General features: G+C 53.6%; 12 protein-coding genes. 5 read left to right on the top strand and 7 right to left on the bottom strand.

Annotation, left to right across the window (positions count from 1 at the left end; genetic code table 11):
* Window positions 1-11: 11 nt before the first annotated feature.
* Genes GRX31_RS03400 through GRX31_RS03430 form a run of 7 tightly spaced genes read right to left on the bottom strand, consistent with a single transcriptional unit; the run spans window position 12 to window position 9,947 of the window.
* Window positions 12-3,761 carry a glycosyltransferase gene (locus GRX31_RS03400; RefSeq protein ID WP_160851472.1) on the bottom strand — a complete coding sequence of 1,250 codons (3,750 nt, stop codon included), beginning with the start codon at window positions 3,759-3,761 and terminating at the stop codon, window positions 12-14.
* Window positions 3,761-4,564, bottom strand: coding sequence for a hypothetical protein (locus GRX31_RS03405; protein ID WP_160851474.1), 804 nt, complete (start codon window positions 4,562-4,564; stop codon window positions 3,761-3,763). The genes GRX31_RS03400 and GRX31_RS03405 overlap by 1 nt, the downstream gene beginning before the upstream one ends.
* Window positions 4,519-6,042, bottom strand: coding sequence for a methyltransferase domain-containing protein (locus tag GRX31_RS03410; RefSeq protein ID WP_160851476.1), 1,524 nt, complete (start codon window positions 6,040-6,042; stop codon window positions 4,519-4,521). The genes GRX31_RS03405 and GRX31_RS03410 overlap by 46 nt, the downstream gene beginning before the upstream one ends.
* Window positions 6,006-7,313: an ABC transporter ATP-binding protein gene (locus GRX31_RS03415; RefSeq protein ID WP_160851478.1), complete on the bottom strand. Its 1,308-nt coding sequence runs from the start codon at window positions 7,311-7,313 to the stop codon at window positions 6,006-6,008. Before GRX31_RS03415 ends, GRX31_RS03410 begins: the two co-directional genes overlap by 37 nt.
* Window positions 7,310-8,113, bottom strand: a complete 804-nt coding sequence (locus GRX31_RS03420) for an ABC transporter permease (RefSeq protein ID WP_160851481.1) — start codon at window positions 8,111-8,113, stop codon at window positions 7,310-7,312. Before GRX31_RS03420 ends, GRX31_RS03415 begins: the two co-directional genes overlap by 4 nt.
* 2 nt (window positions 8,114-8,115) lie before the next feature.
* Window positions 8,116-9,582, bottom strand: coding sequence for a mannose-1-phosphate guanylyltransferase/mannose-6-phosphate isomerase (locus GRX31_RS03425; RefSeq protein ID WP_160851483.1), 1,467 nt, complete (start codon window positions 9,580-9,582; stop codon window positions 8,116-8,118).
* The gene (locus GRX31_RS03430; RefSeq protein WP_034397028.1) at window positions 9,579-9,947 is read right to left on the bottom strand and encodes a DUF2304 domain-containing protein; all 369 of its coding nucleotides are present in this window, start codon (window positions 9,945-9,947) and stop codon (window positions 9,579-9,581) included. Before GRX31_RS03430 ends, GRX31_RS03425 begins: the two co-directional genes overlap by 4 nt.
* A gap of 319 nt (window positions 9,948-10,266) precedes the next feature.
* Between GRX31_RS03430 and GRX31_RS03435 the strand changes: the two genes are divergently transcribed.
* The 5 genes from GRX31_RS03435 to GRX31_RS03455 all read left to right on the top strand — a co-directional run bounded on the left by GRX31_RS03435 (window position 10,267) and on the right by GRX31_RS03455 (window position 15,825).
* Entirely contained in the window at window positions 10,267-11,100 is an 834-nt protein-coding gene (locus tag GRX31_RS03435; protein WP_160851485.1) for a cysteine hydrolase, read from the top strand.
* A gap of 56 nt (window positions 11,101-11,156) precedes the next feature.
* Complete coding sequence (gene pncB / locus GRX31_RS03440) at window positions 11,157-12,356, top strand: nicotinate phosphoribosyltransferase (RefSeq protein WP_012207404.1); 1,200 nt, start codon at window positions 11,157-11,159, stop codon at window positions 12,354-12,356.
* A gap of 39 nt (window positions 12,357-12,395) precedes the next feature.
* On the top strand, window positions 12,396-14,096 hold the full coding sequence (locus GRX31_RS03445) for an NAD+ synthase (protein WP_160851487.1): 1,701 nt from the start codon (window positions 12,396-12,398) through the stop codon (window positions 14,094-14,096).
* Window positions 14,097-14,142: 46 nt separating this feature from the next.
* Window positions 14,143-15,261 carry a bifunctional nicotinamide-nucleotide adenylyltransferase/Nudix hydroxylase gene (locus GRX31_RS03450; RefSeq protein ID WP_160851489.1) on the top strand — a complete coding sequence of 373 codons (1,119 nt, stop codon included), beginning with the start codon at window positions 14,143-14,145 and terminating at the stop codon, window positions 15,259-15,261.
* Between the two features lie 72 nt (window positions 15,262-15,333).
* Window positions 15,334-15,825, top strand: coding sequence for a GNAT family N-acetyltransferase (locus GRX31_RS03455; protein ID WP_047326490.1), 492 nt, complete (start codon window positions 15,334-15,336; stop codon window positions 15,823-15,825).
* Window positions 15,826-15,845: the final 20 nt, after the last annotated feature.

Raw genomic sequence — 15,845 nt, forward strand, 5'->3', positions numbered from 1 at the left:
TATTGCTCATTCTATTGTTTGCTCAAAATAGCATCAATAAACTGATTGCAACATTTTTCCCATGTTAACCAATGCATCTCATCAGACAAAGGGCATTTATTCTGCATATATAAATCCAGCCAATTCTTTAGTTTATTCGCAAGCTGCTTCGGATCTACTGAGTCAAAATAGAATGCGTGTACTCCCGCGACTTCCCTGAATATGGGAATATCCCGAGCTATGATCGGTAGCCTATGTTGCGCGGCTTCTATCAATGGAAGCCCAAATCCTTCTCCATAGGAGCCAGCAATCAAGCTCGCACTACTAGCATAGATTTTTTCTAGATACTCATCACTGATGCCATCTAGCCAAAGAAGACGTTTTCCAAGCTCTTTGTGCGTCTTAAGCACATCAATGATCTCTGGGATATTTCTACGCATTGCTTCGGGAAGGCCTTTCCAGCCTTCTTTTCCAACAATGACTAAATTTACGTCTATACCCTCTTGCCAGAGCAGCGTAAATGCTTGGAGAATCTGCAGATAGCCTTTTCGCGGCTCTATTGTTCCCACCATCAAGAAGCTGACCTTGGACTGAATAATATCCATGATTTCTTTCGAATTATCATGAAGTCCATGAGAAGGTGCAGAATTACCTATATCAGCACCCAAATGTATCCAGTCAATTGAAAAATCCCTCTTCTGGGCAGCTGCTTCATCTATCCAATCTCCGAGATCCTTTGCCACTGCTTTAGATATACAGATCGCACCATTCAAATTAGCGACCGACTGCAGCCATCGATTCTGTATTTCATCCATTCCAGGAGGAAAAAATTCCGGAAGCTTTACAGGCAATAAATCGAATACCGTTGCATAGCAAGTGCACCCTCGTTGTCGATATTTCTCAAACAACCCTTGCTTTTCTGCTTCAACAAACGTATCACCAGAAAAATCAATATTAATCAGTATGTCATTTAATTCCGGTTCTACAATATCATCACCCAACTCAATGGACGGGTAGCCGAGAAGCTCAAAGGTGTATTTGCGTGCATATCTATGCCGCCATTTTCCACAAATATTGCTCAGATATATCGGCTCTATTCTAAATCCATCAGGAGGATTTTTTAGCAAAACTCCGACTAACGCACGAGCAACACGTTCAATACCTGTTTTAAGATCGTTAGAACATGTAGCCGTTATATCTAGATACAAACACTTACCAGAGCGTTTTAGAGGCAAGCTGCAAGCTATGGCCTCGGAGAGTGAGGCCAAATCAGAGATTCCAGACTGTTTTGGAAAAATTGGAACAATATGCTCAATAAGGTGCTTGGTCGAGTATTGGGACTCATCATAGTATTTTTCAATATGAGAAATATACTGCATAGCACAAGTGCTTGGGGCATGTGTACTTCGTACAATCTCCTTGGCTCTTGCTCCCATCAATTGACGTCTTTCTGGATTTTTCCATAACAACTCAATTGCATCCACAAGCTTCTCATCTTCAAATTCATCGGGCAGTACCAATACTGCATCACGATCAAGCTCGGCCATCGCCCCATTCGCATTGACAATGAGAGGTAATCCATGACCCATGCAGTCGAAAACTGCTGCAGATGTCTCCCCACGACTCTGAGTTCTTAATTGCACAGCCAAATCGGCCGCAGCAAGATATTTATTGAATTCATCTACTGAGATGTATCCTGTAATATCAATACGTCTTTTTAATCCACTGTTAACTATTTTTTGGAGAAATTCGGATCCATATGAACCTCCATTATTCTCTCCTACAAAAATAAGTCTGCACCGCTCATCGTTCACAAGATTGCTATTCAACCAAGCATTAAGCAAACGATGGTTTAATTTTGTGAAGTCCAAGAAGCCAAAAGTGCATATTATGAATTCGTCCCCTTCTAATCCCAGCTGCTTTCGGGCCAACACCTTTTCATTCTTATGAGCCGATCCCCGCAGCAAAGGTACTACTTCAGTTTTTCTTGAAAATTCTAGGCCATACCATTTTTCTATGAGGCTTTTAGAATACTGGGAATGAACGATTACACCTTCAGCGTGAGCAATAACTTCAAAATTAACCGGGTAATTGATTTTTGCTAATTCAGGATTAGCTAGGCACAACTGAGCTCCCGTATAGCCATGCGATATATATGCTGCATTAATCCAAGAATTTTTCTTTCCGAAAACCAACTCTTGCCAGGCAATCAATCCGCTGAGGAAGAAGTCATGCAACACAACTGTACCGGGTATTTCTTTAACCAAGGACAGCATCTCACGATGAAAGGGCGAGTTTCCAATCTGATAAACAACTCGATCACAATCCCTTCCATGCAGCCTAAACCATTCAATGTCATGTACAGTCCAAGATCCATTGATTTCTAGCTTCCTCTGATCTGTGATTAATACTAACTGATAGTATTTAGCGAGCTCAGGAAGAAGTTCCGCACTGTAATCAGCAATTCCGGTTCTCTCGGGCGGGAAAGGAGAGACAAAGGCAAGAGTAGGCTTGGCATTTCCATTTTCCACCAGAACAGTATTAAAGTCTTTTTCTCGATGCTGACCCATTAAGCTTTCCCATGCATTTATAGAACGCATGGCTGTTTCGTCCCAAGAAAAATTTCCTGCTTGGCTTAATCCATTGAGGCGAAGCTTCTCACCAAAAACACTGTCACTTAGTACTTCTAGAATTTTTTCGGATATTGAGTCTTTGTCGAAAGGGTTAAATAGGGCCGCCTCCAATCCAATGACTTCGGGAAGACTTGTCGTATTTGCGCCTATGACGGGGGCGCCACAAGCCATCGCTTCGAGTGCCGGCAATCCAAAGCCTTCATGCCAAGAAGGGAATACATACAATGCACAAAGGTTGTAGAGCTCAATCAGCTCTTCATCGCTAACATAGCCACTAAATAGTAGTTCATCTATCTTTAAGCCATTTTTTTCTGCTATGCGACGGAACTCCAACGTACTGCCCTCTGGAATTTTCCCTGCGAAAACCATTTGATAAGTACGCCGCAGATCAAGCGGCAAAGAACTCCACGCTTCAATGAGTCGCACTAGATTTTTACGCTCATCCGCTCCACCGGTGTAGAGTACAAAATTCCGCCTAATACCAAACTTCTTATATAATCTATCCCTATTATCATCGCAGACGCTATAAGACTTAAATTCTGGACCTATGGCAGTTGACACATTTACAAAACTTTCTGAATCTCCATCTAAGCATTTCTGAGCTTCTTGACGAGAGTGTTCAGATATGCACAGAAAAATACTCGCCTGCTTAAGATCGTTAATCTTACGCTCATAATAGTCCGCATACTGTGGATTAGGGCTTAAATAATGACCGGGATTTAGAAGTGGAATCAAATCATAGAGGCTGACACTTATTAGTGTTTTATGATCAAGTTTTTTGATACTTGTCACAGCGTCATCAACATATCCCTCAAATAGACTTGTAATATGAACAATATCTGGACGCAAACTATATAAAAATGCCTCTCGAACTAGTTTACCAATCTCATTACGGGGTCTATTTCTATAATCATCTTCTTTAACCGGACCAGGTGTGTACCAGATTTTTATATTATCTTTAGGTAAAAATCCTCTGAAGATTCCGCGAATATTTTCAATCGTTTCAGGAAATGCTCCATTAAGAGCCAAAAATATCTCGTGCGCCCCTCTATTGCGCACAATGGCCAAAACAAAATCAAGAGTATATCTACCAATACCACGAAAACGGCTTTCAGTTTGCAAGCCTTGCATGTCAATTACAATACGCATTAAATATCCCTGTTCTTTTTCTCAATCGCCGCGCTCATCTCAGCGTATATTTTTTTTGCGTGTGGCGCGAGATTTTCCAACTCTCGCTCTGAATTTTCCACTGGATCATTCAAATCTAAATTAGGCAAAGCGTGCCGAGAAGCTGAATTCTCTATATTTCTAAAATCACGAAGTTTTTGATGTAGCTTCGGAAAACGCAATATCCATTGATTGACTCGATAACTCAGTCTTGGTTTACGTAAAACATACGCTATCAAGAAAGATAATGGAAACTGGAGTATTTGGATAAACCGATCGACAACGGCCTTTGCTCCACGTCTGAAGCTCTCTATGGGAGAGTTTATGAGGTCTGCCGCAAATCTTATGGGCTTCGTTATGCGCCATGACCAGCTGTCCTGTATAGCGTGCAGGTGAATCTCCAGATCTCGGGCTTGCGACCACCAATAATTTAGATTTGTGCTTAGCTGCAGTACTTGACCTTCTTGTACATGAGCATGCGCTTCCGCAGAAGCTAGCCGAGTCCGGAGTTCAACAGATTGCATTTCCAGCGTTGATATTTTCTCTTCTGTGTTCCGAGACTGTTCAAAATTCCGGAATAGTCTTCCCTCTAGATTTTGCGCTTGTATTATTTTCTCTGTCAGCGAGTTCTCTAAATTCCGCAATGAGTCACTGAGGAAGAAGTTACTTTTTACTTTAAGCTCAGATATTTCAGCAAGGATATTTGCTTGCTTATTTTCCAAATTCTTCAAGAAGCTTTTTAATTCATCGATCTCTCTCGCATCATTTTCTTGAAATTTCTCCAACGCAGCCTTATTAAGCTGAACATTTTTAGATGCCAATTCCGATTGTTTTTTTGTATTTGAATCACCGTTTCTATTGCATTCATCCATGCCTCAATCGGCATATATCGAAATTCATCTGAGTCATCAAAAGATGTCTCGTTCAAAACTTCTAACATAAGTTTGAATGACCAATTATCTATAGGGTATCGCCATAGCAGCGATGCCCATTTCCCATAGATTGATGGCAGTCCATAAGGACTCATAGAAATAGTGCGCAATCCTTGTGAATTATCAGTAACACCAGAGACTACTTCTTTCACAAATATTAAAAATGCCAGGAATATGTTCTTTGGCCATACGCAATCTTGCTTTATTTTTGAAATTGATCCGTGATCTATTAGGAAAACCTTTTCCTCATCCACCAGAACATTCCATGTTCTAATATCATCATGGTATAAGCCAGCAGCTTCAAGCGCGACAAGTTCATTCAATACAGAGATCAATATTGCATGGCAATCAAAATCGACTTCTTCACGTATCAATTCCAACAACAGATTCCCAGGAAGTTTTTCTACGGCAATCCAAATATCCCTGCTGCTTTTCCCACTAAACCTTAGCTTTGGTGCGGAGAAATTCAAAGGGATATTTCCCAAAAAATCACTCTCTCTCAAAATTTCCGCTTGATTGAAATCTCCCCTGGGATGATCAAGCCTATACATCTTCAATACAGTGTCATTGTTAAAATAATAACGCCGACTCCTTTGATGCGTCCCATCTGCCAAAGCATGTGACTCAAAAGTCCATTCATCAAATTTTGCAGATATATCGCCAAGAATCCAATATCTATTACTAGCAATAAAAAGTGGCCGAGCGACAGGAGCCAAATGGGTTTCATATCGAGCAACTTCATGTATGAATGCTATTGCTTCAATCATTTCCCTTGGGTCTTTTGGCTGAGCAGGCGCCCAATAAAGAGGCTCTTCACGCAAAGCCATTTCAATAAGCAAGCATCCGCATTTATTTGCCAGGTGTTCAAGCAAATCTTGAACCACCTTAATGCCTTTTTGGTGCACTATATGATGAAAAACACTCAGCCCGAGAACCAAGTCATACTGATCATTCTTAATCCTATAAGCAATGTCTTCTATCAGGCAGTTTTCAAAATCGACATTTAAATCCGGATTCTCATTGGCAAGTGCTCGACATACCGCGATATTCTTATCAAGGAAATCCACGCCGCAGACCGTTGCGCCATGCTTTGCCAAATTTAAGCTAAAGTACCCTTGCGCACAGCCAAGGTCCAGTATATTCAATGGCCGTCCAAGCGACTTCTGCAAGGAATCGTAAACCTGAATAATACTCTTAAGCCTATCCTCACACGAACGTGATACTTGCCCAGATAGCTCTGAATGACCAAAAATGGGCTGATAGACTTCCGGAAGTTCAGATACAAGTTTTTTTATCATGAAACTAGAGCCCCCGATGCTGATTCCTGACAATTAAACGTCGCCTTCAAATCGACAATTCCCCAGAATGGCACAGGGCGTTCAACATAGATCATCAATGAGTCGTAACGGCGGTCAAGTGGTATTATTTCTTGCATCGGATTACCAGATGAAACCCCGAAAGATATGAGGTAGCTCCCCTCATTTAGCGCAACAGGAAGTGAGAATCTAAAGATTCTTACATCACCTGCACAGACAGATATATGTTCTTTTCCTTCAGTAGAGACAAAAGAATTTGTCCCATACAGAAAAATACCTTCCAATGTTTTTATTAGAAATCCGGGTACAACATTTTCAAAATCCGAGTCGAATCGAACCTTGAAATAGAAATCCACATTGGCATTGCTATCTATTCGAGGAGGATAATTCTGATCACCAGCCGAGAAAAAATAATCAAGGATAGCAGCACCTCCATGACCCCATCGATGCTCTTGCTTATAATATCCAGGTCTTGTATGAAAAACATCAGCGTCTTTGCCCCCCATGATTACCTGAGCAGAGTCTGTTGTTGAAGAAATCGAACCACCGTTTTCTTTTTTCTTGCCAAATAGCTGATCTAGATAATGGTTCGTCACCATTCGTGAATCACCATCTTGCACTATACAACCATCCTTTAAAAGAATGGCACGTTCACAGTGTTTGACCACATCCCCTGGACTGTGGGATACGAGCAGCAACGTCATTCCTTGCTCTTTGAAAAATGCAATGCGCTGAAAGCATTTGGCTTGAAAATATGCGTCTCCCACAGACAATGCTTCATCCACGATGAGTATGTCCGGTCTGACAGCCGTTGCTACGCTGAACGCCAGACGCATCTGCATTCCACTTGAATACATACGAATTGGCTGATCCATGTATTCGCCAATTTCAGCAAATGCCTCTATATTAGGCATATTGGATCTTATTTCATCTAATCTCAACCCCAACAATTGTCCCGCCATAAATACATTTTGTCGCCCTGTGAAGTCCGGATGAAAACCCATACCAAGTTCAAGCAAAGCAGCAACCCGTCCACGAATGGTCACACCTCCATTGGTAGGTTGAGTGGTACCTGTGATTATCTTCAATAAGGTGCTTTTACCCGCTCCGTTGACACCAAGAATACCTACGGATTCGCCTGAATTGACCTTGAAATCGATGCCCCTTAGAACCCATTTTTTTTCATGATTTGACTTACCAGTCAGCCATTCTCTAAATCGCGCCCATTTACTCGAATAACGTCTATATGCTTTATGGACGTTTGAAACGATTAAGATGCTCGTCATAGTTCATCCACAATTTCCCCCGCACGGGCGAGAAAGAAATGAGCGCCAAGGAAAAGAAAGAACAGCGAGATCCCAACCAATGGAAGCAACGAAATAAAATCAGGCGTCCTCTTTGCAAGAAAAATTTGCTGGTATGCCGACATCAGCGGTTGCATAGGGTTGTAGCGCATGGCATTGACTACTTGCTCCGGTAGAGCCGGTAACGTATATACAATTGGAGTAAGCCAAAACCAGAATTGCAATACCACTCCCGTAAGTTGGCCGACATCTCTAAAGAAAACATTGAGAGTCCCTAATAATATTCCCAACCCCAAGGTGAAAAATATCTGTAGAAAAAGCAAGGGAAAAAATGCCAGCAAAGCCCAACCAGGCCAATGACCAATAATTGCGAGAAAAGTCAAATAAAACCCGAATACAATTGAAAAATTTATCAACGCAGAAATCACAACAATTGCAGGTAGACAAATGCGCGGGAAATTAGATTTTTTTATCAAATTCCCATTCTCCAGAAATACACCATTCAAGCGCCCGAGCATCTCCGCAAACAGACTCCAGGTAACGACTCCCGCGCATAGATAAATACTAAATGCGAAAGGAGTTTGCTCATGCCCAGGCAGCGTTGGCCGCATCAACTGACCAAAAACCACGGTATAAATAATGATCATGGTCAATGGATTCGCCACTGACCAGAACGCACCAAGCAGCGACTCTCGGTATTTCCCATGAAACTCCCGCATGACGCTGCTCCACACAAAACCGCGATAAGCCCAGAGAGCTCGCAGCATGGCAATTCCGGGCATGCTCACTTGCTCTCCAGCGTTACGGCAACACGGCCATAGGTGTCTTCGAACCGCACGATGTCGTCTTCTCCCAGATAGCTGCCCGACTGGACCTCAATGATCTCCAGCGGCAATTTGCCCGGATTCGCCAGTCGGTGCACATGCCCCAGCGGAATGTAGGTAGATTCGTTCTCACCGAGCAGGAAGGTCTTGTCTCCATTGGTCACCTCCGCCGTTCCCTTGACCACCACCCAGTGCTCTGCCCGGTGATGGTGCATCTGCAAGCTGAGCTGCGCACCCGGGTTGACCACGATGCGCTTGACCTGAAAGCGCTCGCCGCTGTCAATGCTGTCGTACCAGCCCCAGGGACGGTGTACCTTGCGATGCGAGGAGGCCAGCTTGCGCTTTTGCGCCTTCAGTTCCGCCACGATCTTTTTGACATCCTGTGTCCGGCGCTTGTCCGCCACCAGGATGGCATCGGCGGTTTCCACCACGACGATGTTGTCCACACCCACAGTAGCCACAAGGCATGTCTCGGAAAACAGCAGGCTGTTCTGCGTATCGATCGCCAATGTCTGACCGGTGTGGGCGTTGCCTTGGGCATCGCGCGGCAGCACGTCCCACAAGGCATCCCAGGCGCCAAGGTCGGACCAGCCGGCATCCAGGGGCACCACGCGAGCGGGAATTCCCAGCTCCTGATTGCCGGGCAATTGCTCCATGACCGCATAGTCGATGGAGTCTGCTGGGCAACTGGCGAAGATTTCACTGTGGGGGCGAATGAAGTCCAGGTCCTGGCTGCTTTTCTCGATGGCAGCCTGGCAGGCCTGCAGCATCTGCGGCTGCAAGGCGGCCATGGCCTTGAGCCACTGGTCCGCCCGGACCATGAACAACCCACTATTCCAAAGGTAGTTGCCGCTTTCCAGATAGGCTTGCGCTACCTCCAGGCTGGGCTTCTCCGCAAAGCTCTTGATGGCGAAGGCGGAGCAGCCTGCAATGGCCTGAGCCTTCTGGATGTAGCCGTAACCTGTTTCCGGGCGATTGGCCACGATGCCGAAGGTCACCATGGCCCCGTCCTTCGCCAGTTCCCAGGCCGTCTGCACGGCCTCATGCAACTGAGTCAGGTTGTTCATCACATGGTCGGCGGGCATAGCGAGCATTACCGCGTGCGGATCTGCCACCAGGGCGGCAAGCGTCAGCGCTGGAGCCGTATTGCGACCCACGGGCTCCAGCACCAGCTTGGCTCCTGCAATGCCTGCCTCGTGCAACTGCTGAGCAGCCAGAAAGCGATGCTCGCCATTGCAGATCACGATAGGAGGGGCCTTCGGGATATGGGAGGCCACACCATCCAATCGCTTCGCTGTGTCTTGCAGCATGGATACCCCGTCCCCGCTAAGTGCCAGGAACTGCTTTGGATAGGTTTCACGCGAGAGCGGCCACAACCGGGTGCCGGAGCCCCCACACAGAATAACGGGAAGCAGAGGAGAGGTCATGAGGACGAGGAGTCAGAAGAAGCGTGACGAAGATTTTCAGCATCGGCCTCCAGCATTGCCAACCGCTGGTTCAGCCGCCGCACATCGCGCTCGATGCGGGTGTTGACCATGTCGGCATGCAAGGCCTTGATGAGCAGGACGATGCTGGCCAGCAGCAGCAGCATGGCCGGTGGATAGCTGATGCCCAGCACCGCTGCCAGGCGGTTGATCATCCCGGGCCAGACGCCCAGCACGACGGCGGCAACGGCAACGACCACCCAGAACAGGCCGTGCATGAGGTAGAGATGGTCGCGCCGGATCAAGTACAGGATCAGCGCGGCCAACCCTATGCCCATGAAAGTCGTTGTTACCTGAAGGGAAGCCATATTGATAATCAGAAGCTACCGAATGAAAGCATTCGGTTGATGCAGGGCACGGCCGAAACCAGCGCTATTGCCGTATGAAACGGTCTAAACCACCCAGGGAATACGTAAAACCTCCCATTGTAGGTTCCGCATCATGTTCCGAAGTCGCTTCCCCCTCTCGTTTCGCCCTGGCCTTGACAGGGATGTGGCGCCGTATTTCACAGCCCCTGCAGAAGCGGAAGGATCAAGCCTTGGTGACAGGCGGCGCTCCTGCAGCACTACACTGAAGCATTGACCTGATGCACCGACCACGCACTGTTGCTTGCGTGTACCTTCATATATGCCATCTTCCACCACCCAGCTCCTGGTCATAGACCCCCAGAACGACTTCTGCGATCTGCCTGAGGACTGGTGTCCTGGCTGGCAACGTCCCAGCCTTCCCGTGGCGGGCGCCCATGCCGACATGCAGCGGCTTGCCGGTTGGATACGGCGCGAGGGGGCGAAGGTGGACGCCATCACGGTGACGCTGGACTCGCACCAGCGCTATGACATCGCCCATCCGGCTTTCTGGCAACAGGGCAATGGCGACGACAGCGGCGATGTGGCGCCGTTCACCGCGATCACGGCGGCGCAGGTGCGGGCGGGGGTGTTCCGGCCGCGCAACGCCGAGGCGCTGCAGCGCAGCCTGGACTATCTGGATGCACTCGAAGCCAATAGCCGCTACACGCTGATGGTCTGGCCCGTGCACTGCGAGGTGGGCAGCTGGGGCCACGGTATCCATGCCGATGTGCTGGCGGCCTGCGGCGACTGGCAGCAGCAGCGCCAGCGCGCCGTGTACAACGTTTTCAAGGGGCTCAATCCCTGGACCGAGCACTACAGCGCGCTGCTGGCCGAGGTCCCCGACCCGGCCGATCCGGCGACCTTGCTGAATACGGCCTTGCTGGAGCGGCTGGCCCAGGCAGACATGCTGGTGGTCGCGGGCGAGGCGAGCAGTCACTGCGTGCGCTCCACGGTCGAGCATCTGGTCGAGCACCTTCCCCATCCTGAGCGCATCGTGCTGATGCACGACGCCATGAGCCCGGTGCCGGGCTTCGAGTCCGCGCACCATGATTTCCTTGCAGCCATGCAGGCCCGCGGATTGCGGCTGGCCTCCAGCCAAGAACTCCACCTGTAGGGGCCAGGCCTCCTTCCTGCGCGCAGCCCCCTTTCCTGTTTCCCCAGCATCGCACCATGGCTCCCATCATCACCAGCCTGCTCGACACCGATCTCTACAAATTCACGATGTGGCAGGCCATGCTGCACCGCAATCCCCAGACCGAGGCCGAATACGAATTCGTCTGCCGCACGAAGACGGCCTTCCCGCTGGCCGAGCTGTTGCCCGAGGTGGAGCGCGAGCTGGACGCCCTGTGCGCGCTGCGCTTCACGCCCGAAGACCTGGCCTACCTGGGCGGGCTGCGCTTCATGAAGAGCGACTTCATCGACTTTCTGCGCATCTTCCAGTTCCAGCGCGCCTTCATCCGTGCCTGGGCCGATGGCGACACCCTGCACATCGAGGCCAAGGGCCCCCAGGTCCATGTGATGGGCTTCGAGATCTATGTGCTGGCCATCGTCAACGAGCTGTATTTCCGGCGCTTCGACGCCGAGGCGGCGCTGGCCGAAGGCCGCAGGCGCCTGGCCGGCAAGATCGAGCGCCTGCGCCACCTGGCCTGCGAGGCCAGGCTGCGCAATCCCTTCGAGCTGTTCGACTTCGGCGTGCGCCGGCGCTTCTCGGGCGCCTGGCAGCGCGAGGTGGTCCAGGCCTTTGCCACGCAGACGGCGCAGTGGTTCAAGGGCACGTCCAACGTGCTGCTGGCGCGCGACTTCGGCATCGTGCCCATAGGCACCATGGCCCATGAGTACCTGCAGAGCTACCAGGCCCAGGGCGTGCGCCTGCGCGACTTCCAGATCGCCGCACTGGAGGACTGGGTGCAGGAGTACCGGGGCGACCTGGGCGTTGCCCTGACCGACACCGTGGGCATGGATGCCTTCCTGGCCGATTTCGACATGTACTTCGCCAAGCTCTTCGACGGGCTGCGGCACGACTCGGGCGACCCGTATGCCTGGGGCGAGAAGGCCATCGCCCACTACCAGAAGCTGCGCATAGACCCCCAGGCCAAGCGCCTGGTGTTCTCCGACGGCCTGGACCTGGACACGGCCCTGGCCCTGTACCAGCGCTTTGCCGACCGCATACAGCTGGGCTTCGGCATCGGCACGCGGCTGACCAACGACATGGGGCTGGAGACCATCAACATCGTGATGAAGCTCACCCACGCCAACGGCCAGCCCGTGGCCAAGATCTCGGACTCGCCGGGCAAGACGCTGTGCAACGACGAAACCTATCTGGCCTATCTGCGCCAGGTCTTCGGCCTGGCCCAGCCTGTCGCCGTCTGACACCGTCTGACACCGCCTGACACCGCCAAGGCTCCATTCATGCTGCGCATCACCATTGCCCAACTCAACCCCACCGTCGGCGACATCGCCGGCAACGTGGCCCGCATGGCCGAGGCCGCTGCCCGCGCCGCGCACGCGCAGGCCGACCTGCTGGTCTTTCCCGAGCTGTCGCTGTGCGGCTACTACCCTGGCGACCTGCTGGACGAGCCCGCCTTTCGCGAGCGCCTGGAGCAAGGCTTGCAGCAGCTGCTGCAGGCCACGCGCCAGTGGCCGCAATTGCACTGGGTCATCGGCGCGCCTACGCGCGCCAGCGGGCCGGGCAAGCCGCTGCACAACAGCCTGCTGGTGCTCAAGGACGGCGCCGTGCGCCTGCGCTACGACAAGCAGCTGCTGCCGACCTACAACATCTTCGACGAACGCCGCCACTTCGAGCCCGGCCCCGACGCGGCCAAGGTGCTGCGCATAGGCCAGGCCCAGGTGGGCTTTCTGGTGTGCGAGGACGGCTGGAACGATGCCGGTGCCGACTACGCCACCAACCCCTTCGCGCGCATGGCCGACGCCGCGCCCGACCTGGTGGTCAGCATCAACGCCAGCCCCAGCCACCTGGGCAAGCGCGAGCAGCGCCACGAGATCTTCGGCCAGGCTGCCATGCGCCACGGCCTGCCCATCCTCTACGTGAACCAGATCGGCGGCCAGGACCAGATCGTGTTCGACGGCGCCTCCTTCGCGGTGGAGCCCGGGCGCGGCGTGGTCTTCGAGGCCGAGCGCTTCGTGGAGGACCTGCGCACGCTGCAGTTCGGCGACGGACGCTTCCTCGACGCAGCCGGCCAGCCCTGCATGAGCGTGCCGGCCGAAGGCCTGCCCACCATGGAGTTCTACCGCCGCCAGATCGTGCTGGGCCTGCGCGACTATGCGCGCCGCTGCGGCTTCACGCGCGCCGTCGTCGGCAGCTCGGGCGGCATCGACAGCGCGCTGACCCTGGCCCTGGCGGCCGAGGCCCTGGGCGCGGACAACGTGGTGGCCGTCACCATGCCCTCGCGCTTTTCGTCGAGCGGCTCGGTCGATGACTCGGTGATCCTGTGCCGCAACCTGGGCATCACGCTGCACGAGCACCCGATCCGCGAACTGGTCGACGGCTATGCGCGCCAGTTCGAGGCCAGCTTCGGCCAGCCGCTGCAGGGCCTGCCGCTGGAGAACCTGCAGGCACGCATCCGCGGCACCACGCTGATGGAGTACTCCAACGCCTTCGGCCACCTGCTGCTGACCACCGGCAACAAGTCCGAGATCTCGGTGGGCTACTGCACGCTGTATGGCGACACCAACGGCGGCCTGGGCCTGCTGGGCGATCTGTACAAGACCGAGGTCTTCGAGCTGTCGCGCCACATCAACCACAGTGCGGGCCGAGAGCTGATTCCCCAGGCCATCATCGACAAGCCGCCCTCGGCCGAGCTGGCGCCCGACCAGAAGGACGAGGACAGCCTGCCGCCCTATGCGGTGCTGGACGAAATCCTCAAATACGCCATCGAGGGCCGGCACCTGTCCACCGCCGAATACGGCACGGCCGAGCGCTTTGTGACCCAGCTGCTGGGCCAGCCCGGCGGGGCCGAGCTGGTTGACCGCGTCAAGCGCATGATCTTCCGCAGCGAGTACAAGCGCCGGCAGGCCCCGCCCATACTGCGCGTGCGCCCGCGCGCCTTCGGCACCGGCCGCCAGATGCCCATTGCCGCCCACTACGAATGAAGCCAGAGTGAAGCCACCGAGCCTGTTTATGCAAGAGACTGCCGCCATGGACGCCCTCCCCGAAACCCCGGCCACCAGCGAGCGCGTGCACACCGCCGTGCTGATCGGGCGCTTCCAGCCGCTGCACAACGGCCACATGGCCCTGCTGCGCGCGGCGCTGGAGCGTGCCGAGCAGATCGTCGTCGTGCTGGGCAGCGCCTGGCAGGCGCCCAATCCCAAGAACCCCTTCAGCTGGCAGGAGCGCGCGCAGATGCTGCGCGAGGCGCTGCCGCCCGCGGACGCAGCCCGCCTGCACTGCGTGCCCGTGCGCGACTACTACAACGAGCCGCTGTGGGTACAGGCCGTGCAGCAGGCCGTGCAGTCCTGCGTGCCCGAAGGCGCCAGCGTGGCCCTGGTCGGCCATTTCAAGGACGCGACCAGCGGCTACCTGGCGCGCTTTCCGCGCTGGCAGCTGATCAGCCTGCCGCGCCTGGGCCAGTTCGACGCCACGCCGCTGCGCGACATCTACTTCGGCGTATCCGGCGTGGATTTCGAGGCCCTGGCCGCCCAGGTGCCGCCCGCCACCCTGCAGTTCCTGCGCCAATGGGCCACCACGCCCGTCCATGCGCAGATGTGCGAGGAATGGCGCATGCTGGCCCGGTACCGCCAGGCCTGGGCTGCGGCGCCCTACCCGCCCGTCTTCGTGACCGTGGATGCGCTGCTGCGCTGCCGCGTGCCGCACGAAGGCGCGCAACAGGACCACATCCTGCTGATACGCCGCGCCCATGCCCCGGGCCTGGGCCTGTGGGCGCTGCCGGGCGGCTTCCTGGAGCCGCGCGACACGCTGTGGCAGTCCTGCCTGCGCGAGCTGCGCGAGGAGACCTGCTCCACGCTCAGCGAGGCCGACCTGCAGGCCGCCCTGCAGTCCGTGCAGGTCTTCGACCACCCCGACCGCAGCCTGCGCGGGCGCACCATCACCCATGTGCACTACCTGGACCTGGGCGTGCTGCCCTCGCTGCCGCCCGTGCAGGGCGGCGACGATGCGGCACTGGCGCGCTGGGTGGCCGTCTGCGACCTGCCCGCCATGGAAAGCGCGTTCTTCGAGGACCATTTCCAGATCCTGCGCCAGTTCCTGCCCCTTCCGGTGCAACAGCCCCTGGCGGACACGGCCGTGAAAATCGGCTAAAACCGGAGATTGCGGCGCCATCTTGCGCCGCAATACCGTTTTTCCGGGCTCCCCGTGTCCCCCCGCGTTTGAATGACTACCACCCTACAGATCCGACCCGCCACCCCCGATGACGCCGAGCTCATCGTCCGCTTCGTGCGCGAACTCGCCGTCTATGAAAAAGCCGAGCATGAAGTCCTGGCCACGCCAGAGCATGTGAAGCGCACCCTGTTCAGCGACAACCCCGCCGTCTTCGGCCTGATCTGCCTGCATGGCGACCAGCCCGTGGGCTTTGCGGTCTACTTCTTCAATTACTCGACCTGGCAGGGCCGCCACGGCCTGTACCTCGAAGACCTCTACGTCACGCCCGAGGCGCGCGGCCTGGGCGCTGGCACGGCGCTGCTGCGCCGCCTGGCGCAGATCGCCGTCGAGAAGGACTGCGGCCGCTTCGAGTGGAGCGTGCTCGACTGGAACCTGCCCTCCATCGAGTTCTACGACCGCCTGGGCGCCCTGCCCCAGACCGAGTGGATCCGCTACCGCGTGACCGGCGACACCCTGCTGGAGATGGCACGCGAGCCGGGCTGAGGCCGGCCCCCTTCGTCTGC

Origin of the sequence: Delftia sp. CH05 (assembly GCF_009827015.1) — a bacterium.
Classification (GTDB): domain Bacteria; phylum Pseudomonadota; class Gammaproteobacteria; order Burkholderiales; family Burkholderiaceae_C; genus Comamonas; species Comamonas tsuruhatensis.

What these genes read in the sequence shown, in the direction of transcription:
- GRX31_RS03400 (WP_160851472.1), bottom strand. Translation starts at nt 3,761, where the DNA reads ATGCGTATTGTAATTGACATGCAAGGCTTGCAAACTGAAAGCCGTTTT.
- GRX31_RS03455 (WP_047326490.1), top strand. Translation starts at nt 15,334, where the DNA reads ATGACTACCACCCTACAGATCCGACCCGCCACCCCCGATGACGCCGAG.
- GRX31_RS03435 (WP_160851485.1), top strand. Translation starts at nt 10,267, where the DNA reads ATGCCATCTTCCACCACCCAGCTCCTGGTCATAGACCCCCAGAACGAC.
- GRX31_RS03450 (WP_160851489.1), top strand. Translation starts at nt 14,143, where the DNA reads ATGGACGCCCTCCCCGAAACCCCGGCCACCAGCGAGCGCGTGCACACC.
- pncB (WP_012207404.1), top strand. Translation starts at nt 11,157, where the DNA reads ATGGCTCCCATCATCACCAGCCTGCTCGACACCGATCTCTACAAATTC.
- GRX31_RS03425 (WP_160851483.1), bottom strand. Translation starts at nt 9,582, where the DNA reads ATGACCTCTCCTCTGCTTCCCGTTATTCTGTGTGGGGGCTCCGGCACC.
- GRX31_RS03445 (WP_160851487.1), top strand. Translation starts at nt 12,396, where the DNA reads ATGCTGCGCATCACCATTGCCCAACTCAACCCCACCGTCGGCGACATC.
- GRX31_RS03430 (WP_034397028.1), bottom strand. Translation starts at nt 9,947, where the DNA reads ATGGCTTCCCTTCAGGTAACAACGACTTTCATGGGCATAGGGTTGGCC.
- GRX31_RS03420 (WP_160851481.1), bottom strand. Translation starts at nt 8,113, where the DNA reads ATGCCCGGAATTGCCATGCTGCGAGCTCTCTGGGCTTATCGCGGTTTT.
- GRX31_RS03415 (WP_160851478.1), bottom strand. Translation starts at nt 7,313, where the DNA reads ATGACGAGCATCTTAATCGTTTCAAACGTCCATAAAGCATATAGACGT.